Annotated in this window: 17 protein-coding genes; 11 read left to right on the top strand and 6 right to left on the bottom strand. The window is 50.5% G+C overall.

Features of this window, described 5'->3' with window-relative positions:
- Nucleotides 1-29: 29 nt before the first annotated feature.
- The 3 genes from ACXX82_RS09590 to ACXX82_RS09580 form a co-directional block, all read right to left on the bottom strand.
- Nucleotides 30-1,088 carry a class I SAM-dependent methyltransferase gene (locus ACXX82_RS09590; protein WP_323506127.1) on the bottom strand — a complete coding sequence of 353 codons (1,059 nt, stop codon included), beginning with the start codon at nt 1,086-1,088 and terminating at the stop codon, nt 30-32.
- Between the two features lie 603 nt (nt 1,089-1,691).
- Entirely contained in the window at nt 1,692-2,951 is a 1,260-nt protein-coding gene (locus ACXX82_RS09585; protein WP_323506128.1) for a serine hydrolase domain-containing protein, read from the bottom strand.
- 411 nt (nt 2,952-3,362) lie between these two features.
- On the bottom strand, nt 3,363-4,328 hold the full coding sequence (locus ACXX82_RS09580; RefSeq protein WP_458562817.1) for a LysR family transcriptional regulator: 966 nt from the start codon (nt 4,326-4,328) through the stop codon (nt 3,363-3,365).
- Between the two features lie 291 nt (nt 4,329-4,619).
- On the opposite strand from ACXX82_RS09580, the gene ACXX82_RS09575 reads away from it, so the two are divergent.
- Together ACXX82_RS09575 and ACXX82_RS09570 are read left to right on the top strand one after the other, a co-directional pair.
- The gene (locus tag ACXX82_RS09575) at nt 4,620-6,035 is read left to right on the top strand and encodes an FAD-linked oxidase C-terminal domain-containing protein (RefSeq protein ID WP_458562816.1); all 1,416 of its coding nucleotides are present in this window, start codon (nt 4,620-4,622) and stop codon (nt 6,033-6,035) included.
- Between the two features lie 214 nt (nt 6,036-6,249).
- Complete coding sequence (locus ACXX82_RS09570) at nt 6,250-7,545, top strand: MFS transporter (RefSeq protein ID WP_458562815.1); 1,296 nt, start codon at nt 6,250-6,252, stop codon at nt 7,543-7,545.
- Nucleotides 7,546-7,612: 67 nt separating this feature from the next.
- On the opposite strand, the gene ACXX82_RS09565 is transcribed toward ACXX82_RS09570, so the two are convergent.
- Nucleotides 7,613-8,071 (bottom strand): Lrp/AsnC family transcriptional regulator, encoded by a 459-nt coding sequence (locus tag ACXX82_RS09565; protein ID WP_322234012.1) that lies wholly within the window; start codon nt 8,069-8,071, stop codon nt 7,613-7,615.
- Nucleotides 8,072-8,204: 133 nt separating this feature from the next.
- On the opposite strand from ACXX82_RS09565, the gene ACXX82_RS09560 reads away from it, so the two are divergent.
- Both ACXX82_RS09560 and ACXX82_RS09555 read left to right on the top strand, forming a co-directional pair.
- Complete coding sequence (locus ACXX82_RS09560; RefSeq protein ID WP_458562814.1) at nt 8,205-11,717, top strand: indolepyruvate ferredoxin oxidoreductase family protein; 3,513 nt, start codon at nt 8,205-8,207, stop codon at nt 11,715-11,717.
- 96 nt (nt 11,718-11,813) lie between these two features.
- Nucleotides 11,814-12,950, top strand: coding sequence for an acyl-CoA dehydrogenase family protein (locus ACXX82_RS09555; protein ID WP_322234008.1), 1,137 nt, complete (start codon nt 11,814-11,816; stop codon nt 12,948-12,950).
- A 163-nt stretch (nt 12,951-13,113) separates the two neighbouring features.
- On the opposite strand, the gene ACXX82_RS09550 is transcribed toward ACXX82_RS09555, so the two are convergent.
- The gene (locus tag ACXX82_RS09550) at nt 13,114-13,623 is read right to left on the bottom strand and encodes a DUF2380 domain-containing protein (RefSeq protein ID WP_323506133.1); all 510 of its coding nucleotides are present in this window, start codon (nt 13,621-13,623) and stop codon (nt 13,114-13,116) included.
- A gap of 369 nt (nt 13,624-13,992) precedes the next feature.
- Between ACXX82_RS09550 and ACXX82_RS09545 the strand changes: the two genes are divergently transcribed.
- The 5 genes from ACXX82_RS09545 to ACXX82_RS09525 all read left to right on the top strand — a co-directional run bounded on the left by ACXX82_RS09545 (nt 13,993) and on the right by ACXX82_RS09525 (nt 20,132).
- The gene (locus ACXX82_RS09545) at nt 13,993-14,985 is read left to right on the top strand and encodes an alpha/beta hydrolase (RefSeq protein WP_322234004.1); all 993 of its coding nucleotides are present in this window, start codon (nt 13,993-13,995) and stop codon (nt 14,983-14,985) included.
- A 341-nt stretch (nt 14,986-15,326) separates the two neighbouring features.
- A complete protein-coding gene (locus ACXX82_RS09540) occupies nt 15,327-16,454 on the top strand; it encodes an alkene reductase (RefSeq protein ID WP_322234001.1) in 1,128 nt (375 codons plus the stop codon).
- Nucleotides 16,455-17,023: 569 nt separating this feature from the next.
- A complete protein-coding gene (locus tag ACXX82_RS09535; RefSeq protein ID WP_458562813.1) occupies nt 17,024-18,334 on the top strand; it encodes an MFS transporter in 1,311 nt (436 codons plus the stop codon).
- Between the two features lie 71 nt (nt 18,335-18,405).
- A complete protein-coding gene (locus ACXX82_RS09530) occupies nt 18,406-19,641 on the top strand; it encodes an aconitase X (protein WP_458562812.1) in 1,236 nt (411 codons plus the stop codon).
- Nucleotides 19,638-20,132 carry an aconitase X swivel domain-containing protein gene (locus ACXX82_RS09525; RefSeq protein WP_322233995.1) on the top strand — a complete coding sequence of 165 codons (495 nt, stop codon included), beginning with the start codon at nt 19,638-19,640 and terminating at the stop codon, nt 20,130-20,132. The genes ACXX82_RS09530 and ACXX82_RS09525 overlap by 4 nt, the downstream gene beginning before the upstream one ends.
- Nucleotides 20,133-20,149: 17 nt before the next feature.
- Here ACXX82_RS09525 and ACXX82_RS09520 read toward each other — a convergent pair whose 3' ends face one another.
- Complete coding sequence (locus tag ACXX82_RS09520) at nt 20,150-20,941, bottom strand: GntR family transcriptional regulator (RefSeq protein ID WP_458562811.1); 792 nt, start codon at nt 20,939-20,941, stop codon at nt 20,150-20,152.
- A 286-nt stretch (nt 20,942-21,227) separates the two neighbouring features.
- On the opposite strand from ACXX82_RS09520, the gene ACXX82_RS09515 reads away from it, so the two are divergent.
- Nucleotides 21,228-21,764, top strand: coding sequence for a DUF2058 domain-containing protein (locus tag ACXX82_RS09515; protein ID WP_322233992.1), 537 nt, complete (start codon nt 21,228-21,230; stop codon nt 21,762-21,764).
- Between the two features lie 604 nt (nt 21,765-22,368).
- Entirely contained in the window at nt 22,369-23,949 is a 1,581-nt protein-coding gene (locus ACXX82_RS09510) for an isocitrate lyase (protein WP_458562810.1), read from the top strand.
- Nucleotides 23,950-24,306 lie beyond the last annotated feature (357 nt).

Here is a 24,306-nt window from a genome sequence, read left to right as displayed (position 1 = left end):
GGATGAGGTTTTAGATCACGGATAGCTTCTCAGGGCCTCGCTTCCAATATTAAGTTGAACGGCGTCTCGGTGGCACGACGGAAATGACGGAATCCACCTTTGACGACAACGTCTTTTAAGCGCTTTTCTCCGGCTTGCGCACCGAGACCCATTTGACCGTCCTGCGATAGCGATGCGGGCGTGCAAATCAAAGTCGATGCAGCGTAGAAAATGCGCCCGACCGGATTAAGATTATCTTCTGTTCTATCATTCGCAAACGGTTCCACAATCATCCATGTGCCATCCGGTTTGAGTGATTGACGGACGTGCTCGGCGGCACCGATTGGATCTCCCATGTCGTGCAAACAATCGAAAAAAGTCACCAGTTCGTAGTCGCGCCCCGGAAAATCTTTTGCGGCAGCTACTTCAAATCTGACTCTATCGGTAACCTCGGCTTTTTCTGCAGCGCGACGGGCATACTGAATTGATGGCTCATGGTAATCAAAGCCGACAAAGGTGGATTGGGGATAAGCTTGCGCCATCAATATCGTTGAGGAGCCATGCCCACAACCGACATCTGCAACTGATGCACCGGCTTTTAGTTTTGCATCCACGCCGTCCAGCGCCGGTATCCATGTGCTGATCAGATTGGCTGCATAACCGGGACGGAAAAAACGTTCGGTTCCGTGGAAAAGTGCATGACTATGCTGATGCCAGCCTACGCCTTTACCTGTCCGAAAGGCTTCTTCGATTAACGGTAAATCATTAAACATGGATTCGCAAACCTGAAAGAACCCAGGAATGAAGACAGGGCTGGTCTCGTCAGCGAAACAGAGTGCCTGTTCAGCGGGTAGTTCATACGTTTGGCTAGATGATTGGTACTCAACGAACCCGGCTGCGGCCTGTGCTGATAACCATTCGCGCAGATAGCGCTCGGTCATGCCGGTGCGCGTGGCAAGCTCGGAGGAAGTCATGGGACCGCGCCCTGCCATTGCCTGGTACAAACCAAGTTTGTCACCGAGCAATATCAGCGCCGCTGATGCGACGGCGCCGAACTCGCCCACCATGCGCCCCATAAAAGTCTGAAGTCGTTCTTGATCGACTGCCATGATGCGCCTCCTCATTATCAGTCAAAATATAATTTGGTCGCCGCGCAAGTGCAGAGTTGGTGTGGGTAAACTACGCCCAACTGGCGCAGTACTATTAAATTTTAGGAATCAAAGTTGTGTTTGTCAACGCCGAAATCAGGCGTTTATTTATTTTATTAATAGGTAATGGTTCAGCTGACAGCGATCTAAGATAAGTGCCCACGCCATCGAGATTTCTATGCAGATGTGTGCATTGTGGCATTAGCCAGAAAACGGCTGGTATCGGTCAACCGCGTATAAAGAAGTTAGTATCAGAGGCCGTCAATGTAATGTTAATGCGATGGAAAAGCGTCTGCGGGCGCTGCCAATTGTGAATCAATCGACGTCTAAAGCACTGTAGTTGACGCCAGCGGCAACAGAACTGAATCCGATTGCAGATACAACGGAAAGAAAGATAAAACAGGCCGCGTCAGGCAGGTCGCAGAATTTGCACTTTCCACTATTTCTGATTTTTTGCGCTAGTTGAGAGTGCAGAGTGAAGAGAGGCGGGACCAAATCTGCTGCAGCCTTATAAACCAAAGCTGCAGCAATCCAGCGGATTTGGCATTCTACGTCTGGAAAATATTATTCAACCTTTTCGCCAATGGCGCGAAACATCGCCAGCATCTGATCTGTGTATCCTTTTTTATCGAGGTTCAGATCATTACTAACTTTGGCGATCACCAGATTTTTCTTTGGGTCGACATAGATAAATTGGCCCTTTAATCCGACCGCTATAAAGTCCTCTTTCCCATCTTTTGGCACCCACCACATATAGCCGTAACCGATGATGGTATTAGGTGAATCGGCACTTTTGTCCTGCGCGGGGTTGGCACGACCGCCTTCGGCGGTTAAGCATGGCTCGTCAGGAGTGATCGCCTTATCCTCATATTTTCCGCAGCGATAGTCAGTAGGGGTTGTTGATTCTTTCACCCAAGCCGCAGGCACAATTTGTACACCGCCAATTTTTCCTTGATTTGCGTAAATTTTTCCGAAGCGGGCGAAGTCGCGTAGCGTCATGTTGGTACAGCAAAAACCCATCTCAAGACCATGACGGTCAGTTTCTAATGTGGCGATACTTTCCATGCCCGCTGGTGTCCACAATTTTTCTTGCATGTAGTCACTCATCGACATACCCGTCGCACCGCGTAGCACGGTTGCCAATGCCGCAGGATCCATACCGATGTAATGCCAGTATGTGCCAGGCACAAAATTTTCAATATGTCCACGTCCTGCGATGTAGCCATCCAGCGTATTAGGAGGCCATCCAAGATAAGTGATCATCCATTTATAATCTGCGTCAAAGCCATAGCCTTCGTTAAATTTTATCCCGCTCGACATTTGTAGCAAATGGCGCAACGAGACGTCTTTGTAACTCGAAGAGGCTAATACGGGCGCGTATTGTGCCACGCTATCGTCAATCGATCGAATAGTGCCATCATGCAAGGCAATACCAACCATCGCAGACGTGATCGATTTATTGATCGAGTAGGATGGGAAGAGCGTTTTCTGGGTGCTATTTCCGAAATACTCCTCATGCAATACCTGATCTTGCTTGAGCACGAGCAAACCAAGTGTCGCTGTATCAGTTAGCGTATCGGTGACGGTGAGTGACTTACCTTCAGAAACGTAGGTAATATTTTCCAGTGATAGTTTTTTGTCTGACGTCTTTAACTCAGAAATATGATCAGAAAGATTGGAAATTGTTTTGGTCTTCCACTTAACTGGCAGTTGTTTTTCACTTATGGGTGCTTGAATTTCAGGGGCTTTAGTCATGGAATAGGCAGTTGTGCCCATCAATAGCGCGACTGAAAATAGGAGTAATTTGATATTAATTTTGTTCACTTAAACTTCTCGAATGGTTGCAAAAAATGTTGATAAAAACGCCTGATACAATTTGGGCGTTACACTTTTTGGGGTTGGTGAGAATACAGCGAAAATTCTTCAAGAAAGACCAATAACTCGAGCGATTTAAGTAATTGGAACGGTAAGCAAAAGGCCGTTACTGTTTTGGCATTCCTATTCCATTCCTTGCCAAATCTCAGCCACGCCGCCATCGGCTATCTCTTCTCAATTTTTGAGGGGATTGGCTTCTCACTGAAGTGCATCGAGAACGTTCATCAATAACGCGTAAAACGACTTATGAAGTAGAAGATAGGATCTTCAGTATATATTTGACAATGCAGGGACTGTGACTGCCAGTATATTGGCAACGCGCTCGACTTCAGTGCTGAACGACTTCGTGCGGGATAGATACTAAAGTGCGCCATCCTTCAGATTGCTCATCCGCAGCGATGGCCACTTCCCACTCGCGCACAGCTCGCCAACCAGGCGTGCAATCAATTGCGCCACTGCCCGTTTCGCGTTAGTCGCAGGAATGTTGTTCGACGTGCAAATTCCCAAGGTGCGCGAGATCTGGGTCGGATCGATTCGTTTGGCTTTCAGTCTTCCCTGCGTCACTTCTTGCTGCACGAGTGCAAGCGGCATGATGGTATTGCCCTGACCTGCTTCAACTGCGATTTTGAGAATGTGTACCGAGTTGATTTCGGCAAACAAGGACGGCATTTGCATACCTAGTCTGACCACCGTTTCTTCGATGATACTGCGGATACAGTGGCTGTGTTGCAAGCCCGACAGCATCAGTTGCCCGGAAAGCGCTTCTTGCAGCGATACGTCACCTTCTTCACATGTTTTGGACTTTGGGCCTTTGGCGGGCTTGACCAGATAAAAATCCTCTTGCGCAATCGGTGTGAAGGAGAAGCCCTGTAACTGGATGTTAGACGTAAAGACCGCCAGATCAACGCGGCCTTGCCACAGTTGTTCCAGCAGATTCCCGGTTAGTTCTTCATTAATATGCAGGGATACGTTTGGTAATTGTGCCTGCACCGCGTTAATCAGCGGTAACGCCAGCGCCGCCGAGACACTTTGCGGTACACCCATGACGACATTACCGACGATGGCTTCGCTTGAAAAATGGACAGCTTCACGGGCATCGCCTATCTGTTTCAGAATAGCTTGTCCGTATTCATAGAACACCTTGCCGCTTTCGGTCGGAAACACGCCGCTGCGACTGCGATGCAACAATTTGACGTCAAGATCGATTTCCAGATCCGAGATTTGTTTGCTGAGTGCCGACTGGGCCACGAACAATCGTCGGGCCGCACGCGAGACGCTGCCACTGTCGACCACGGCGAGGAAATATTTGATTTGCCTGATTTCCAACTAAGTTATCTCCGCTGCCGACACCGACATAATGTTGATGACGAATTATTTGTTTTATTGTCAATGTTCTGTATCGCTTATGTCACTCTCATGGCACTCTTATGCCACCCTGCTTATGTCATCCTTAATGGTATTCAATTCGCAGCCATCTGGAAACGAGAACGAAGGATATGCAATCGATATTACCACTGGCTCTTGTTTCCACAGTAACCTGATTTCCGATTCATACTTACCAGTAGATTAGCCTTAGAACCGCCAGAGTTCGGCTCTGCAACATAACGGAGATGCCCCATGACAGCCCTGCCAAAAATTGCGCCTTTGAGCGCTCGAATTCTTCCCGTGCCATTTTACGAAGCGATGACCGTCTTGCTTGGTGCGCGATTTACACTGTCGCTGCCCGTGCGCGAACATCACGGCAAGGACGAATCGCCGTTCGGTATCATCGCCCCGGACGCCGTAGCCTTTGTCAAAACCACGGAAGAGGCGGCGGCCGTCATGCAGTTGTGTCACGAACACCGTGTTCCGCTGATTCCATTTGGCGCAGGAACGTCGATTGAAGGACATGTTCTGGCACCGTACGGCGGTCTCAGTCTTGACCTTAGCGGTATGAACGCCGTCGTTGCAGTGCATGCCGATGACTTGACGGTGACCGTGCAGGCAGGTGTTTTGCGGAAGCAATTGAACGAAGAAATCAAACATACCGGCCTGTTCTTTCCGATTGATCCGGGCGCTGATGCGTCTATCGGCGGTATGTGCGCCACGCGCGCGTCGGGTACCAATGCGGTGCGTTACCAGACCATGCGGGAAAATGTGCTGGCCCTGACCGTGGTGACGCCCGAAGGCAAGATTATCCATACCGGAACAAGGGCAAAGAAATCCTCGGCTGGTTACGATCTGACCCGCGTGTATATCGGCAGTGAAGGCACGCTTGGTATCATCACCGAGATCACGCTACGCGTTTATCCGCAGCCGGAAGCGATTTCGGCCGCCGTGTGCGCTTTTCCTACGATTGCGGATGCGGTGCAGACGGTGATCGAAACGATCCAGATGGGCGTGCCGATTGCGCGGGTCGAGTTCGTCGATGCGTTGTCGATTAAGGCGATTAACCGGCACGACAAACTCGAATTGGCAGAAATGCCGACACTTTTTTTCGAATTCCACGGTAGCGAAAATGGCGTCAAGGAACAGGCCGAGACTGTTCAGCAGATTGCTGCAGAACACGGCGGCCATCAGTTCGAATGGGCAACGCAACCTGAAGATCGCAAGAAGCTATGGAACGCACGGCATAACGCCTACTTTGCTGCGTTACAACTCAAGCCTGGTTGTCAGGCTGTGGTCACTGACGTTTGCGTACCGATTTCGCGTCTGGCTGAATGTGTGATGGCGACGGATGTGGATTTGCAGGCCTCATCGCTCCCTTGCCCGATCGTGGGCCATGTGGGTGACGGCAACTTCCACGTCATTATCCTGATTGATCCGAATAAGCCGGAAGAGCGGATAGAAGCAGAGCGCATCAACGCCAATATCGTTGAGCGCGCTCTTGCCGTGGGTGGCACTTGTACTGGCGAACACGGAATCGGCATGCACAAAATGGATTTTCTAAAAACCGAGCACGGTGACGATGCGTTAGATGTGATGCGTGCGATCAAGCGCGCGCTGGACCCACTGAATTTGATGAATCCCGGCAAAATATTTGAACTGAAGTAATGTTCAGGCGGCAAAGATCAGCGATTGCCAAGGGGCGAACGAGGATTCATTCCTCTTTGGTCAATGCCGATTTCAACGGAAAACTGCGTTAGCAGAATAAGAATAGATTTTTTGGAAGGTAGTTCACGGCAGCTTTTTAACGTTAATTTCGCAGCTTTAAAATAACACACTATTAAAACCGGTTCAAACCGGATAAACAAGTCGGAGACAAAAAATGAATGACACCACTGCCGAGGGCGTGCGATTTAACGCGTCGACTGGCATCGACCAAATATACAAAAAAATTAGCTTGCGCCTGATCCCGTTTCTTTTATTCTGCTACATCCTGTCGTATCTGGATCGCGTCAACATCGGTTTCGCCAAACTGCAGATGCTCGGCGAGCTGCATTTTACCGATGCTGTGTATGGACTTGGTGCCGGTGTATTCTTCATCGGCTATTTTTTCTTTGAAGTACCCAGCAATATCATCATGCATAAAGTCGGCCCACGACGTTGGCTGGCGCGTATTTTAGTGACTTGGGGCCTTCTGTCGGCGGCGATGATGTTCGTTCAGGGTGCTACCTCATTTTATGTTTTGCGCTTTTTGCTGGGCGTGGCCGAAGCGGGCTTTTTCCCGGGCATCATTTATTACCTCACCCGCTGGTATCCAGCTGACCGACGCGGACGTGCTACATCGTTATTCCTGTTGGCACTTCCTTTATCCGGTCTGATCGGTGGTCCGCTGTCTGGTTGGATTTTGCGCGATACCCACGGTATCGGGGGACTTTCAGGATGGCAATGGATGTTTTTGATCGAAGGCCTTCCTACCGTGATTGCAGGATTTTTTCTGTTTCGCTATCTGGATGACAACGTTGCAGATGCCAAGTGGCTTACCGAATTAGAAAAACGCGAAGTCATCGCCCTCATGCAAAAAGAAGAAGCGACTAAGACCCATTCGGGCACAGGCAAGGCTTTTGGGAGTGCCCGTACCTGGTTGCTAAGCCTGATTTATTTTCTGTTCGTGTTCTCTCTGTACGGTATTAGCTTCTGGTTGCCAACCATCATCAAGGCCGCTGGCGTAAAAGACGCGCTCGACATTGGCCTGCTCAGCGCATTGCCATGGGCGGCTGGTGTAATACCTATGTTATTGATCGCCCGCAGCGCGGATCGCCGTGGTGAGCGGCGCTGGCACATCTTCGTCCCGGCCGTCATCGGAACCATCGGATTTATCATCAGCGTGAAGTTTAGCGCCAACGTACCGATCGCTTTAATGGGCATGTCGATTGCAACAATGGGGATCTTAAGCGTGCTGCCGATTTTCTGGAGTCTGCCGACTGCCTATCTTGGCGGCGCGGGTGCGGCGGCCGGGATTGCGTTGATCAACTCATTCGGTAATCTGTCTGGCTTTGTCGGGCCGACGCTGATAGGTTGGGTCAAAGGGATTACCGGTACGCTCGACAGCGGCGTTTATATGCTTGCCGGATGCTTGTTTTTGGGCGGTTTGTTGACGCTGTTCACGGCATCAAAATAGTGCAATCCCAACTTCACTATCAGCAAGGCGGCACTATCATCAATACCGCATTGCGTTCAGGCGTTCATTAAAGCGGCGGTGCATTTCTCATCAAAACGGTTTTCAGTGCAAAGCTCGATTTGATATGCGCCACGCCCGGAATACGGGTAAGGGTGTTGGTCAAGAATGCTTGGTAATTGTGCAAATCCTTGACCACCACGCGTAACAGATAATCTGCATCGCCCGTCATCAGGAAGCAACTCATTACTTCCGGCACCAGCGCAATTCTCTCTTCAAAATGGTTCAGCGCTTCAAGCGCCTGTTTGTCCATAGCGACTGACACAAATACCACCAATCCCCCGCCTAGTCTTGTCTCATCCAATCGGGCTATATAGCCCTGAATATAGCCTCTTTCTTCCAGCAAACGCACGCGGCGTAAAGTCGGTGTTAGAGACAAACCAATTGCATCGGCCAACTCGCGCCAGCTAATTCGCCCATCATTTGCCAGAATATTGAGTATTTTGACGTCGAATTTGTCTATTTTCATTTTTATTGAACTATTAAATGTCACTTTGTTAGTCGAAACACTTTAATAACTACAGTTAACGTAGTCCTTTTTGGTCCCAATTGCTAGCAGTTGAGACCTATACTTTTCTGACTATAAAAAGTGTGGAGATTGTATGACACAAGTTGATCTGACGTATTCTGCTGAAGATGTTTATACGCGCACGGATGGCCGTATTTATCTCACCGGAACACAGGCGCTGGTGCGCTTGCCGATGATGCAGAGAATGCTGGATCGTGCGCGGGGTTTGAATACCGCCGGTCTGGTGTCGGGTTATCGCGGTTCTCCACTTGGCACTTACGATCTGCAACTATGGAAAGCCTCCAAGGCGCTTGCGGCGCACGATATTGTGTTCCAGCCTGGTCTTAATGAAGATTTAGCCGCGACCGCTTTGTGGGGCGCGCAAATGCATAAAGCGTATGGCGAGACCAAAGTCGATGGCGTTTTCGGTGTTTGGTACGGCAAAGGACCGGGGGTTGACCGTACCGGCGACGTGTTTCGCTCCGCCAATATGCTGGGGACTTCGGCTCTGGGTGGCGTGCTGGCGGTATCGGGTGACGATCATTCGGCGCAATCATCGATGTATCCGCATCAGACTGACGGCATATTTTCTGCGGCGTCGATTCCCGTTTTACAACCATCTAACCTGGCTGAAATTCTTGAATTCGGTCTGGCGGGCATTGCGTTGTCGCGCTTTTCGGGTTTGTGGGTGTGCCTGAAGACGATCGCTGAAGTGGTCGAAACCGCTGGATCACTTAAATTGCCGCCATTGCCACATTACGTGACGCCGGAGGACTTCATTGTGCCAGCGCACGGTTTGAACTGGGATCCAAGCATTGCGTGGCCGGGTGAGCGAGCTGAGCTTGAGCGGCGACTGATCAATGAAAGACTGCCTGCCGCGTTGGCGTGGGCCCGCGCTAACAAACTCGACCGCACTATTGTGACGACGCAAGGCGGCTGGTTAGGTATTGTGACGGTCGGCAAGGCGCATCAGGATGTGATGCAGGCGGTGGAAGATTTAGGCCTAAAAGCCGCGGATTTAACGGCGCTCGGCATTGCGATTTATAAGGTGGCGATGAGTTGGCCGCTGGAAACGGTCGGCATGAAAGCGTTTGTTGACGGGCGCGAAGAAATCTTCGTTGTCGAAGAAAAGCGCGCCATCGTCGAGGCCCAGATTAAGGAAGCGCTATTTCATGAAACCAGTGGAAAGCGTCCTTGTGTCGTCGGTAAGACCGATCAGGTCGGCAAACCGTTGTTGCCGGAAATCTCTGAATTTACGCCATTGATGCTGGCGCGTGCGCTGGTGGCGCGCATCGGCGACAAAGCACCGATACTTCACACCCGGCTAGCCGCACTGGAAGCCCGTTTGTTGCCGCCACAACGCACAGTGATTCCGATTCGTCGCCCGTATTTTTGCTCGGGTTGTCCGCACAATACTTCGACCAAAACGCCTGATGGTTCAATTTCTGGTGGTGGTATCGGTTGCCATGTGATGGCATTATCTGATCCAAAATTAAAAACCACTACCTTCAGCCAGATGGGCGGCGAGGGTGCGCAATGGGTTGGTGCGGCGCCGTTCTCGGCGACATCACATGTGTTTCAGAATCTGGGCGATGGTACATATCAACATTCTGGCTTGCTCGCTATTCGCGCTGCGCTGGCGGCAAAAACCAATATTACCTACAAAATTCTGTACAACGACGCGGTGGCGATGACCGGCGGGCAAACTGCGGAAGGGTCAATGGACCCGCTGCGTATTACGCGTCAGTTGCAGGCTGAAGGCGTGGAGACGATTGCATTTGTCTCGGACGATCCAGAACGATGGGAAGGTAATCCCGAACTGGCAAAAGGCGTGGACATTTATCATCGTGATGCGTTGGATGAAGTACAGCGCAAATTGCGCGAAGTTGCGGGTGTCAGTGCCATTGTCTATGAGCAAACCTGTGCGTCGGAAAAGCGCCGGCGTCGTAAACGCGGTGCTTTTCCTGATCCGGACAAGCGTTTATTCATCAATCCTCGCGTGTGCGAAGGGTGTGGCGATTGCTCGGTGCAATCGAACTGCATCGCGGTGCAACCGCTGGAAACTGATTTCGGCCGCAAGCGCGAAATCAATCAGAGCGCCTGCAACAAAGACTTCTCCTGCGTCAAAGGTTTTTGCCCAAGCTTTGTCGAAATTGACGGTGTGCAATTGCGCAAGCCCGACCCTAAACGTTTGCAAGAACTGGAGGCACAGACAATTCTTTCATTGCCAGCAGTCAACGTACCGTTACTCGACGGTCCTTATAACGTGTATGTGACCGGTATCGGCGGTACTGGCGTACTGACGTTGGGCGCGTTGTTGGGCGCGGCTGCGCATATTGAAGGTAAAGGGGCGAGCGTGCTCGACTTTACCGGTCTGGCACAAAAGAACGGCGCGGTAGTCAGCCAGATACGGATTGCGACAATGGCCGAAGAGATCAGCGCAGTGCGGATTGGTGTGGGCGCAGTCGATCTGCTTATCGGGACCGATTTAGTAGTGGCCGCTGCGGCCGATAACCTGGCGCGTTTTGCTGTCCATCGCACGGCTGCAATCGTCAACCTGGGGCAGACACAGACGGCCGATGTCGTGTCTCAACGCGATGCCAGTTTGCCGGTGGACGAGATGCTCGAACGCGTGCGTAACCGTACCGTTACGGATCGCTTTTATACATTCAATGCCAGTACTTTGGCACAAACTTTATTTGGTGATACCGTCGCCGCCCATACGCTGATGCTGGGTTATGCGTGGCAGTCTGGTCTGGTCCCTTTGTCGCTGGAAGCGTTGACACGGGCGATTGAACTCAACGGTGCGGCGGTGGGAATGAACAAAAGCGCGTTGGCTTGGGGGCGCATTGCTGCGGCTAGTCTAGAAACGCTGGATAAAATCGATGCGCCAGAGGTTGACCTCAATACCGCTGCTATTCGCCCGAAAGACTTTGAAGGAACGGTCGATTTTTTTGCAAATGAACTTATTGCCTATCAAGGCGGTGATTATGCGCGACGGTATCGCAATCTGGTTATGCAAGCGCGTCAGGCGGAACAGCGTCTGGGCAACGATTCGGAAGCATTTGCCACGGCAGTCGCCGAGCAGGCATTCCGTTTGATGGCGTATAAAGATGAGTACGAAGTAGCGCGTCTTTATGCCGCACCAGATTTCAGGGCGTCGCTGGCAAAGCAATTTTCGACTACGGACAAACTCTCGGTATGGCTATCGCCGCCGTTGATTTCGGGTATTGATCCGGCTACGGGACGACCTAAGAAACGTCGCTTTGGCCCGTGGATATTTTCTGCGTTTGCGGTGTTGGCAAAGTGTCGCGGGTTGCGCGCTACGCGTTTCGATCCTTTCGGTTATACCGAGGAGCGTGCCAGTGAACGTCGTTTGATTGTCGACTACTTCTCGATGATCGAAAAACTCTGCAGTAAAATCAGCAAGATGAATCTAACAGCGGCGGTCGCCTTGGCCCACTTACCGGGTGAAATTCGTGGATACGGACCAGTCAAACACGCGGCAATCGTGAAGTATGTCGAAGATAAAGTTGTACTGTTGGAAATATTCGACAAACCAGTCGATTTATCTGGCTACAAGACGCTATCTTTTAAGGCCGCGTAAGCCTTGATAGAAAAGATCAAACTAGAAGATGTGGTGCTTGGCGTTTTAATGTTCTAACGTTAAGGCAATGCATTAATAAATACAATCGGAGATAACATGATTTTGACCGAAGAACAGCAAATGATCCGCGCAGCGATACGCAGCTTCGCTCAAGAACAATTGGCTCCGTTTGCCGAAAAATGGGAAGCGGAATCCCTATTCCCGCGGGAAGCATTGAAAGCGCTAGGCGGCTTAGGCGCGATGGGCGTGACAGTGAGTGAACAGTACGGCGGCGCGGGCATGGATTACGTCACACTAGCCGTGGTACTGGAGGAAATCGCAGCAGGCCACGGCGCGACATCCACCATCGTGTCAGTTCAGAATTCGCTCATCTGCGGGATCACTGAAAAATTCGCCTCGGAAGCGCAAAAATCGCGCTATCTGGAAGGCTTCGCCAGCGGTCGCTTATTGGGATGTTTTTGTCTGACAGAACCGCAAGCGGGTTCCGATGCATCGGCATTGAAGACCAGCGCACGGCGTGATGGCGACGAATGGGTACTCAATGGCGTCAAGCAATTTATCACCACCGGACGTGAGGCCGATGTCGCTATCGTACTCGCGCTCACCGATCCCGCTAAAGGTAAAAAGGGAATGTCGTGCTTTTTGATACCGACCAATACGCCCGGTTATCGGGTTGCCGGTATTGAGAAAAAACTCGGACAGCACGCATCGGACACCGCGCAAATTAGCTTTGAGAATTGTCGCGTACCACTTGATGCGTTGGTTGGTGAGGAAGGACAGGGTTACAAAATTGCACTGTCGAATCTGGAAGCGGGACGTATTGGTATTGCAGCCCAATCAATCGGCATGGCGCGTGCCGCGTATGAAGCAGCGCTGACTTATGCGAAGGAACGTGAATCGTTCGGTGTGCCTTTACTATCACATCAGGCGGTCGCTTTCCGGCTTGCAGATATGGCGATGACCATTGAAGCATCGCGGCAATTGACGCTGCATGCCGCCGCACTGAAGGATGCCGGATTGCCGTGCCTCAAAGAAGCATCGATGGCTAAACTGTTCGCGTCTGAAGGCGCGGAGAAAGTGTGTAGCGCGGCGCTGCAAACCTTGGGCGGCTATGGTTATACGCGTGACTTTCCGGTCGAACGGATTTATCGCGACGTGCGCGTGACGCAGATTTATGAAGGTACGAGTGATATTCAGCGGATGGTGATTGCCAGGGCAATTGCGATGGATTAGTGGAAGAGTAGCAAATTGGCATAGAGCATGACCGTTGAGGGTCATGCTCTGCCAATCTTTGCGGAGCTGTTACGTTTATCAACCTGTTGGGGTGGAAATATGGCGCCGAATTAATCAAAATTTACATACAAAAATTCGCGTGCCGTCTCGGCATGATGCCGCATTAGAGGTGCGGCTGGCTGGCTTCGGAGCGTATCGTATCGTTTATCTGTTGTGCCAGACGGTCCACGCCTTTTGGCGTAATCTTGTTTTGCTGACCCTTGATTTCGACCGAGTATTGTTCGACCACTTGTTTGGTTTTTGTATTAATCAGTTGGGCTTTCAAATAGACAAACAAGAAACTCGCTTTGTGCAAGCGCCCAACCACGATCCAGTCTGCGCCCACGCTTTGCCCAAGTTCTGCAGCAACGTCGGGATGACCATAAAGATACCCTAATCCTGCATTTGCTTTTTCCTGAGTGGGCGAATCGATAGCGCATATCGTGTAGCCGCCCTTCGCTATCAACGCATTTTTTAATAGCGATTGAAGCGTCGATGTACGCACTACCTCTTCAGGATTGACCGGATTAGCGGTCAAATTGAGTGTCAGGTCATTGAGCTCAAAATCCAGGATAGCGATGGGCGTACCCGCAGCGAAGACGCCGATAGCAGGAACAAGGCTTAGTAAAATCACTAGCAATCCTTGTCGACAGGTCGAAAAAATAAAATGCATTCTATTCAGTCCCTTTTAGTCAGAAAGAATATTCGCTGTGGTGATGCCGCGAATCGTCTTCCTCATGTCGGTATGTTATCAGCATGTTATCAATAAGGAATGATTCAACAGTATCTTTTTTGCCGGACAAGACATAAACACAATTGTAATTGTATTTTGTTAATCACCGCGATCATTAATGCGCTGGTAATAGCGAAATAACGGCAAAATAATGGCGTATCGATGACGCCCTTAATTGACTAAAGTTTATAGCGCACTATGCTAAAAACATAGCAAACGATCTCAATCACTAGCGCAGTTTTCATCCCATTCAATTAGAAAGGAAGCTCTATGGAAACGGATAAAGATAAACCTATGAAGAACGTTGCGGCAGGAAACCCGTCAGTTGACCATCAAGTGCAGGCATTCCTGGAAAAGCTGGCGGCCGCGGGCGGTGAGCCGATGGAGAAATTATCACCTGAGGAGGCACGAAAGGTCCTGGCTAACGCGCAATCTGGCGTTAATTTAACGCTACCAGCAGCCGAAGTGATGGAAAAGATGATCAACGTCGATGGCGGCGATATCAAGCTGACGATCGTTCGCCCGGTCGATGTTTCCGAGGCATTGCCTGCTTTCATGTTTTTCCACGGCGGTGGCTGGGTCTTGGGAGATTTTCCCACTCATGAGCGGATGGTGCGAGACCTGGTGGTTCAGTCGGGTGCAGTGGCTGTCTTCGTTAACTACACGCCTTCACCTGAAGCACAGTATGGTATTGCAATTAAGCAAGCTTACGCAGCAACAAAGTGGGTTTCAGAGCATGGTAACGAAATGAAGGTTGATGGTGCCAGGCTAGCGGTGGCGGGAAATAGCGTGGGCGGCAACATGGCAACGGTGGTCGCGTTGATGGCGAAAGATCGGGGCGGGCCGCCACTTCGGGCGCAGATATTGTTTTGGCCAGTAACTGACGCCAATTTCGAGACGGCATCCTATAAACAATTTGCGGAAGGTCATTTCTTAACGCGGAATATGATGATGTGGTTCTGGGATAATTATACGACCGACCTTGCCAAGCGGAGCGAAATTACGGCCTCGCCTTTGCAAGGCAGCACCGCACAATTTAAAGGATTGCCGCCAACACTGATTCACACTGCCGAAAATGATGTACTGCGTGATGAAGGCGAGGCCTATGGCCGCAAGCTTGATGCTGCTGGCGTACCGGTCACCAGCGTACGTTTTAACGGCATGATTCATGACTTCGGTCTGCTCAATGCTATCAGCGAGGTACCAGCCGTGCGGTCATCAATTGAGCACGCCGGTGAAGAACTGAAAAAGCAGTTAAAGTAGGTTTACATGGCTATGGCGTGCGCAAAGCTGCTTTGTGCAAAGTTAAAGTTTTATGACAGATCGTCGAAGACGTAGCGTGTTTAAGATGTCTGATTGTCGCCTTTGTTGGCAAAATCATCATTTGTCCAAGGTGATGCGATTATCATCGCATCACCTGAAAATCTCGATGACCCGGCAAATAAATGCGACATTTTGTTTGATGTCGACAATAGCCTTGCAAAATTGCCATTCTTCGGATGGTGAGGTATTTAAATAACGGGTTTTTTCTCACCAGCGTTAGGTAAATAAATATCTTCCTCGCTCGCTCACCTTCAATCCCATTCTTTTTAATCAGGATCACTATGCAAACAGGTTCAAGCAAGACAGCCAACCCTAGTAACGACCGTTTATTCGAAAGTGTTCAACTCGGTCCTTATCTACTCCCTAATCGTATCGTGATGGCGCCGTTGACACGCAGTCGGGCGACTGATGGTGATGTGCCGAGTGAAATGGCGATTTTGTACTATGCGCAACGCGCGAGTGCGGGGCTGATTATTGCCGAAGCCACTCAAATTTCGCCCCAAGGTAAAGGGTATGTTTTTACACCAGGCATTTATAACGAGACGCAAGTTGGGGCCTGGAAGAAAATTACCGACGCGGTCCATGCTAAAAGCGGCCATATCTTTTTGCAGTTGTGGCATGTTGGCCGGATTTCGCATCCTTCCATTCAGCCGAATGGTGAATTGCCGGTTGCGCCCTCTGCGATTAAACCAGAAGGACAAGCCTATACCAACGATGGCTTCGTGCCATTGGTGACGCCGCGGGCATTGCGGCTGGACGAAATGGCGGGCATCGTTACCCAGTATCAGGATGCGGCTAAGTACGCGTTAGCTGCCGGTTTTGATGGGGTTGAAATTCATGCGGCGAATGGTTATTTACTTGATCAGTTCCTTCGCGACAAAACCAATCAACGCACGGATGAATATGGCGGCAGTATCGAAAACCGTGTTCGCCTTTTGGCAGAAGTCACGGAGGCAGTCACCGCAGTGTGGGGTGGCGATCGGGTGGGTTTAAGGATCTCACCGCTCAGCAAATTCGGTGATATCTGGGATAGTAATCCACAGGCTCTTTTCACCCACGTGATTGAAAAATTGAACGCTTTTAATCTTGCATATCTTCACGTCATTGAAGGCGATACCGGTGGTGAGCGCGAGGTACCCGGCGGCTTCGACCTGCAACTATTACGCTCTTTGTTTAACGGCGCGTATATGGCAAATAACGGATACGACGCCGCATTGGCAGATGATCGGTTGGATGCGGGGCAGGCTGATTTGATCGCATTTGGTCGACCGTTTATCAGCAATCCAGATCTGGTCGAGCGTATGCGACTATCCGCACCGCTCAGCGAAGCCGATCCATCGACGATGTACGGCGGTGATGCGCATGGCTATGTTGACTATCCGACACTCGATGGCAGCGTGGCCGCATAAGAAATCGGGCAATACACCTTGATACTCGGGATTCCGTCATAACAGACGAAACTCCCGACAACAGGTTATGCATTGTTGCGTTTAAACCTTCCTGCAATGCGATTATCCTTGGCGTAGCCGGTTTGTCTTTTGCACTCCAGGATAGGTTCTGCTCATGTTAGTCGAGGTGAGTGAATCGGCTCGCATGACGAGTAACACGCCTATTTCGCTGCTCCGTTCGTGAGGTGCGACTTGCAATCACATCGGAATGCTTCCTCAATCCAGGCTCGCATGAACACCAACGATAATCTGCATTAGCGACGTAGAACAAGCGGCAAACAGGTTGACCTGACTTCCTTCGCAACATTTATATCTTGATATCTTGAATTAAGACGATTGTATCGAGAGCGGCAAATAGATGTCTCGATGGCAATCTATCGCAAAGCTGTTGACAGGCATTATGCCGGTCTATATTCTAAGATGTATTAAGTCGTATTAATACATTGAAGTGTAGACTTGGCGAGATGGTGAGATAGATTCAAACACCTCGCTTGCCTAAAAAGGAGGGATCGGTGGACAGTAGAACGGTAGTGAAGAATCTTCGCTGGAAGCCGAAAGTGTCAGATTGCGTACTTCTTCTGATCTGTCTGCTCTATCTTGTTCAGTACTCAGACCGCGTCAATATTGCGACTGCAGCAGATGCCATCCGCCGCGATTTGCAACTGTCGAATACGCAACTCGGGTTTGCGTTTTCCGCCTTTGCCTATCCTTACGCCATCGTGCAGTTATTCGGTGGCTGGCTAGGTGATAAGTTCGGGCCGCGTCGGATACTGACAGCCTTTGGTTTAATTGTCGCTTGTGCGTCGTTGCTGACCGGATTTGTTGGCGGCATTGTGTCACTGGTCATGTGCCGGATTTTACTGGGCATCGGTGAAGCGCCGACGCTTGCTACCGCCACGAGTGCGATGGCTCGCTGGTTGCCTGCGGAACGGCGCGGACTTGGTCAAGGCATTACCCATGCGTGCGCGCGTCTTGGGAGTGCATTGACGCCACCAATCGTGGTGTTGCTGATGACCTTCTGGAACTGGCGCGGTACCTTTATCATCGCAGGTGTTATCGGCGTGCTGTGGATCATGGCGTGGTACTGGTATTTCCGCGATGACCCAGCAACGCATCCGGGCATGAATCCTGAAGAGCTTGCGCGGTTGCCTAAGCTTGCATTACATAAACAAAGTGTCAAAGTGCCGGTCAGGCGTCTATTACGGCGGATGCTGCCGGTCACGCTGGTCGACTTCTGCTACGCCTGGACGCTATGGGTTTTTCTGACCTGGCTGCCGTCCTTCTTCATGCACAACTATCACCTGAATCTGCGTGATTCGGCGTTGTTCACTTCTGGCGTGTTCATTGCGGGGATCGGCGGGGATATGGTGGGCGGCGTGTTGAGCGATCATGTATTCAAACGGACTGGTAACGTACAAATGGCACGGCGTAACGTCATCATTCTGGGTATGGGTGGTGCACTGATTTTTTTGCTGCCGGTACTCTTTCTCACTGATCTTAAGGTTGTATCGATCTGCTTGTGCATGGCGTTCTTCTTGATGGAGTTGGTGATTGCTCCGCTCTGGGCAGTGCCGATGGATATCACCCCCCGTTATGCAGGAACGGCAAGTGGTTTTATGAATATCGGCTTCGGCGTGGCAGGGATTACTTCACCATTACTATTTGGTTTCATCATCGACGAGACGGGGAACTGGCACTTGCCGTTTGTATTATCGATTGGCTTGCTGTTGATCGGTATGGTGGCCGCATTCTGGATGAGACCAGACAAACCGTTTATCGATCACGACGATTCCGCGCCAGGCACCGAGATCACGGCGGGTATTGTGGGTGCAAAAGCATGAGTTGCAGATTACAAATCAGGTTACAAAACAGATTAAAAATAATTTACAAAACAACTTACACAGGATAAAACATGCACCTCAATGACGAAGAGAAGGCGATGCTGGCCGGTGAGATGGGTGAAGTCGTGCAGATCGCTATGCAACATCAGATCATGGTCGGTGATTTTTTTGAGGCACGCGACTTTGTTCCTGTCACGCAAGCGCACGTCATGGCCGATACCGAAAGCCTTGGTCAGGCTGGCGTCATGTGGCTGGAACGCTTGTGCGACGTCAAAGATGGCCTGCATCGCGTCCGCGTGCCGACCATCACCGATCCGCGCGGGACCGATTTTTCCAAAGCGAATGAGCTGGGCCAGCAGTCTTGGATGTTAGAGCTGGAACGTCGCGCAATCAATGCCTTCATCAAGCTCGGTGTCAGCATGACGGATACTTGCATCAACTATCAGACGGTGCAGGCAGCGACACGTGGCGAACACGTCGCGTTCGGCGATACCGGTGTCGTGATCTATTCCAACTCGATCAACGGCGCGCGCTCGAACTTCGAGGGTGGTCCTTCTGCTATTTCGGCAGGTTTGACCGGACGGACGCCGCGCTATGGCTTTCATCTTGATGCGCATCGTCAGGCGACGCTGCGTTTTCAGGTTAACCTGACGCCAAAAACGCTCAACGAGTGGGGCGCACTGGGTGGCGTAATCGGGCGATTGGCGGGTAACTATTGGGAAGTGCCGGTGATTGATGGCCTCACCGTTGCGCCGACTTCGGATGAGTTGAAACACTTTGGCGCAGCGATGGCGAGCTTCGGATCGATCGCGCTGTTTCATATCGTTGGTATCACGCCGGAAGCGTCGCGACTGGAAGATGTTGGAGGCCACAAGCTTCCAGTGCATCATCGTATTACCCGAAGCGATATCGATGCGCTGACGAAAAGCTACGCTGTGGAAAAGACTATTGATGTCGTCGTGTTCTCCGCGCCGCAACTGAGCTTGTACGAACTGCGTTCCCTGGCTGAACTGTGCGAAGGTCGCCGCTTCAAGATACCGCTGCTGGCGATTACCAGTCCGCAGGTTAAGCCAGATGCGGATCGTTTTGGTTTCACCGACCGGATTGAGGCGGCAGGCGGAACCGTGATGTCGGGCATGTGTTTTTATCAGTCGTACGCACGTGAAATCGCAGAGGCCAAGGGCTGGAAACGGCTCGCCAGTAATAGCGCCAAGTTGATTAATATACTGGGCGGTTACGGTTATGTACCGATGCTCGCATCGATGGAAGACTGCGTGAATGCTGCTGTAACGGGAGAGTTATCATGAGTGAACTAGTCTTGACCGCGCGCTATGCGATGGGAAATAAAGTGACCGCTGAAGCACTGGTGGCGAAGGATGGATTCTCCGCACGCTACGATTTGAATCGCTTGCGCGGGGTGTTTTCCCGACCAACGCACAAGCTTGTCGGCCAATCCTATATTGGCAAAATTTTGGTACTTGATACCGCTAAGGGTGGCGTGGCGAGTGCGTGGATGTTGAATGAAATGCAGTCGCGTGACATGGTGCCACTCGCCATTGTGTTCAACAGCGTCAACCCGATTTTGGTACAAGGTGCAGCGCTTGGCGGCATCTCAATGATGGCGGGGTTCGATGAGGACGTGACGTCGTTGATTCCCCATGGTGCATTGGTAGAGATTGATCCGGCAACCAAAACCTTGCGTGTGTTGCGCGGCCCTGTTATTGCCCCGGCGTCAGCGGATGATCACCTGGCTGCTGACGGTTCGCCACAGAAGGTACGTTTTATTGGTCGCGAGTAACAACTGAGCTGTGTGGATCAGACCGTGGCGCTAGTGTGCTGGTCGGGCGTGGACAAGACGTTAAAAAGCGATGAGCTAATCGGCAACGGTCCTGAAACACTCAGTTTGAACTCATAGTTCTCAGGTCGAATGTAGAACGTCGAGTGCTCACGGACCCGACCACGATTGCAAAAGGACGTACGCTGCATGACCAGTGTGGAGGCCCGCGACGGCAGGGCGAGTTCTTGACTGACCTTGCGTGTGGCTTGTTCTGAGCGAATGCGTATGTCGGCGCGGGCGATTTGGGCAGATGTGAAGTGGTCGAGCAAACCATAGATCGGATAGCGCTGCGCCTCTTCCCAAGTGACATTGGCGTTGTCCAACCGCAGATAGCCATAGGCGATAGCGATGGGTTTGTTATCGACCAGATACAAGCGTTTCAGAAAATGCAATTGCGTGACAGTTTCGTCGAAGGTGGCCACCAGTTCTTGCGGCGTGAGGACTGGTACAAATTCCAGCAATTGCGTTTGTGGCACGACTCCTTGTTTAAGCAAGACATCATAGAAGCCTTCCAGATCACCTAGCTCATGATGCATGACCTGACGTGACACAAACGTCCCCTTGCCTTGTTTGCGGGTCACAAGCCCCTGACGGCCCAACTGATCGATAGCCTGACGAACAGTGACGCGGCTGACTGCGAACTGGGCCACCAGATCCGCTTCCGAAGGTAGGCGCGCCGATGGTGGGTATATGCCCTGCGCGATGTCGCGCGCCAGCGCATCGGCGATCTGCACGTACATCGCTACATTACTATGACGATCGAGTTTCATTTGGATTCCTTGATGACGCAGAGGCAGACGCAGTCCGTGCCGACAGCATTTACTTGTATTGACTCATATTATAGCTTTGCGATGCGTGGAATCGGCATGGTTTGATGCACAGAAAATCCACATTCAAGCCGCACAATCCCTTGCCACAGCGGTACTCTGACAGAGTTTGAATGCTTGCCAGTCACGATCCCTGATCTGCTTGGTCGACATTTTTGCTATGCTAGCGTCTTTCCACTGATCGGCATCATTGCATGATCCGGTAGACCCTATTTACGGAGTAGTTCATATGGCCTCTTTGCAAGAGCAATTTTTAAAAGCTGGCCTGGTCGACAAAAACAAAGCCAAAGTGGCGCACCAGGACAAGAGTAAGCAGCAAAAGGCTGAGCGCCGTGCAGGTACGTCCAGTGTTGATGAGTCGCGCCAGGCAGCACTCGACACGCAACGCAAGAATGCTGATCGCGCCCGCGAACTCAATGCACAGCGCGACGCGGCCGCAACCCAAAAGGCAATCCTGGCGCAAATTACCCAAATGGTGCAGCAGAATCGCCAGAGCAAGGGCGCTGGCGATATCGCTTATCATTTTACGCATGACAAGAAGATCGAACGGCTATATGTATCTGCCGCGGTTCAAGCGCATTTAGTGGCTGGGCGTCTGGTGATTATTTGTCAGGGCGGCGTGCCTGAATTGGTACCTAGAATTATTGCCGACAAGATCGCGGAGCGCGATGACTCGCTCGTCGTGCGGGTGAGCAAGACTAGCACTGAAATTGACGCTGACGATCCGTATGCAGCCTTCCAGATCCCGGACGATTTGATGTGGTAATTGCGATAATGTTGGCTTGCGTTAACGTTTTCAACGTTCGTCCTTCAGCGTCAGCGTCCGGGCTTGGCGGGCGCTCGATCCATGTATTTTTCATCTCATGCAAAAAAGTAGTTTCCCTTTTTCCGTTAAAAGTCATTAGGCGGAAGGGCGAATGTGCCGCTTTCGCAACACACGCCTGCACTGCCTCTCCGGCGGTGACTAAATTTCGGCGTTTACATCATTTTTGTCTGTCATCGCTTAACAATTCGCTCGCTTAAACGGGTTAAGGCGAACTGTAACTGTGGTTTTCCCACGATACGGAAAGTTGATTCCACACTGTGAAATGACGGCATGAAAAAAATGAGGGAATTTATACATTTTTTTTGAAAATACATTTCACATAGCAAAAAATAGTATGTAAGTATCTGAAAATAAAGAGATTAATTTAAGTCATATGTCTTATATAAGACATGGCTCATATGAGAAAAACCGGCTATTATTGATCCATGCAGTTTTGCTTTGAGTTCACCGCCCTGTTGTTCGGGCATGAGTGAAGAGATGCCTCAGCACCCGATTCGTTTTTTAGTCTTACTTATTTTCAAACTTACTTTATTAAGGAATCCACATGTCACAATATCAAGAAGACATCAAAGCCATCACCGGTTTGAAGGACAAAGAAGGTAGTGCATGGAACGCGATTAATCCTGAGTCCGCTGCACGTATGCGCATTCAGAACAGATTTAAAACGGGCTTGGATATCGCACGTTACACTGCGAAAATCATGCGCGATGACATGAACAACTACGATGCTGACTCGTCCAAGTACACCCAGTCTTTGGGTTGTTGGCACGGTTTTATCGGTCAACAGAAGATGATTTCTATCAAGAAACACTTCAACAGCACCGATCGTCGCTATTTATATTTGTCGGGTTGGATGGTTGCCGCATTGCGTTCTGAGTTCGGCCCATTGCCTGACCAGTCGATGCACGAGAAGACTGCTGTAACGGCGCTGATCAAAGAGCTTTACACTTTCTTGCGTCAAGCTGATGCACGTGAGTTGGGTGGTTTATTCCGGCAATTAGACGGTGCTGAAGGTGCTGCCAAGCAAGCGATTCAGGATAAAATTGATAACCACATCACGCACGTAGTACCAATCATTGCTGATATTGATGCCGGTTTCGGTAATGCGGAAGCGACCTACCTGTTGGCTAAGCAGATGATCGAAGCGGGTGCATGCTGCATCCAGATCGAAAATCAGGTTTCTGATGAAAAGCAGTGCGGCCATCAAGACGGTAAAGTAACGGTTCCTCACGAAGACTTCCTCGCCAAAATCCGCGCGGTTCGCTACGCGTTTCTGGAACTGGGTGTAGACGACGGTGTCATCGTTGCGCGTACCGACTCATTGGGTGCTGGCCTGACCAAGCAAATCGCAGTAACGAATGAGCCTGGCGATTTGGGTGATCAATATAACGCCTTCCTCGACGTTGAAGAAGTGTCGGCCGATGCGATGAAAAACGGCGACGTCATCATCAAGCGCGACGGTAAACTTGTCCGCCCTAAGCGTTTGCCTAGTAACCTGTTCCAGTTCCGCGCTGGTACTGGTGAAGAGCGTTGTGTTCTGGACTCAATTACATCCCTGCAAAACGGTGCTGACTTACTGTGGATTGAAACTGAAAAACCACACATTGCACAAATCGGCGGTATGGTTAAGGCGATTCGTAAAGTTATTCCAAATGCCAAGCTGGTGTACAACAACAGCCCATCATTCAACTGGACACTGAACTTCCGTCAGCAAATTTTTGACATCATGAAAAGTGAAGGCAAAGATGTTTCTTCGTACGATCGCGCTGGTTTGATGAGTGTTGAATACGATGCAACGGAGTTGGCGATTGCTGCTGACGAAAAAATCCGCACTTTCCAAGCCGATTCAGCACGTGAAGCCGGTATTTTCCATCACCTGATCACGCTGCCGACTTATCATACTGCTGCATTGTCTACTGACAACCTGGCAAAGGATTACTTCGGTGATCAAGGTATGTTGGGTTATGTTGCTGGCGTTCAACGCAAAGAAATCCGTCAGGGTATCGCTTGTGTTAAGCATCAAAACATGGCCGGTTCAGACCTCGGCGATGATCACAAAGATTACTTCAGTGGCGACGCTGCGCTGAAAGCATCTGGTAAAGACAATACGATGAACCAGTTCTAATAACTGCCTCTAGTGTCAAAAAAAGCTCGCTTCGGCGAGCTTTTTTTATGGGCGTTGTGAGCGTTTGAGGTCATCGTAATCAAATGAAAAGTGAATAGACATCAATCAATGTTTGCGTCGCACACGCTTGTGAACTGACAGGTTCTGATGCAAATACAATATAGGTATTAGAATCGACGACATCATTTGAAAAATCCACATCCAATGATAGCGGGCGTTAACAGTCGGACTAGCTCGGTAATCCTTGATAGTGGTGATCTTGTAGTCATTATTTAAACTTTTTGAGAAGGTTGGACGTGTAGGAGGATGTAATCGTTACCATCCCTCCTTTATCTTGTTTTCGATTCATTCTATGTA

This window comes from Glaciimonas sp. GNP009 (genome assembly GCF_054343755.1).
This window is presented reverse-complemented; position numbering and strand designations above follow the sequence as displayed.

Bases quoted from the DNA above. Each gene is read 5' to 3' on its own strand.
- ACXX82_RS09590 (WP_323506127.1), bottom strand. From the start codon at position 1,088: ATGGCAGTCGATCAAGAACGACTTCAGACTTTTATGGGGCGCATGGTG.
- ACXX82_RS09575 (WP_458562816.1), top strand. From the start codon at position 4,620: ATGACAGCCCTGCCAAAAATTGCGCCTTTGAGCGCTCGAATTCTTCCC.
- ACXX82_RS09570 (WP_458562815.1), top strand. From the start codon at position 6,250: ATGAATGACACCACTGCCGAGGGCGTGCGATTTAACGCGTCGACTGGC.
- ACXX82_RS09565 (WP_322234012.1), bottom strand. From the start codon at position 8,071: ATGAAAATAGACAAATTCGACGTCAAAATACTCAATATTCTGGCAAAT.
- ACXX82_RS09560 (WP_458562814.1), top strand. From the start codon at position 8,205: ATGACACAAGTTGATCTGACGTATTCTGCTGAAGATGTTTATACGCGC.
- ACXX82_RS09555 (WP_322234008.1), top strand. From the start codon at position 11,814: ATGATTTTGACCGAAGAACAGCAAATGATCCGCGCAGCGATACGCAGC.
- ACXX82_RS09545 (WP_322234004.1), top strand. From the start codon at position 13,993: ATGGAAACGGATAAAGATAAACCTATGAAGAACGTTGCGGCAGGAAAC.
- ACXX82_RS09540 (WP_322234001.1), top strand. From the start codon at position 15,327: ATGCAAACAGGTTCAAGCAAGACAGCCAACCCTAGTAACGACCGTTTA.
- ACXX82_RS09530 (WP_458562812.1), top strand. From the start codon at position 18,406: ATGCACCTCAATGACGAAGAGAAGGCGATGCTGGCCGGTGAGATGGGT.
- ACXX82_RS09525 (WP_322233995.1), top strand. From the start codon at position 19,638: ATGAGTGAACTAGTCTTGACCGCGCGCTATGCGATGGGAAATAAAGTG.
- ACXX82_RS09520 (WP_458562811.1), bottom strand. From the start codon at position 20,941: ATGAAACTCGATCGTCATAGTAATGTAGCGATGTACGTGCAGATCGCC.
- ACXX82_RS09515 (WP_322233992.1), top strand. From the start codon at position 21,228: ATGGCCTCTTTGCAAGAGCAATTTTTAAAAGCTGGCCTGGTCGACAAA.
- ACXX82_RS09510 (WP_458562810.1), top strand. From the start codon at position 22,369: ATGTCACAATATCAAGAAGACATCAAAGCCATCACCGGTTTGAAGGAC.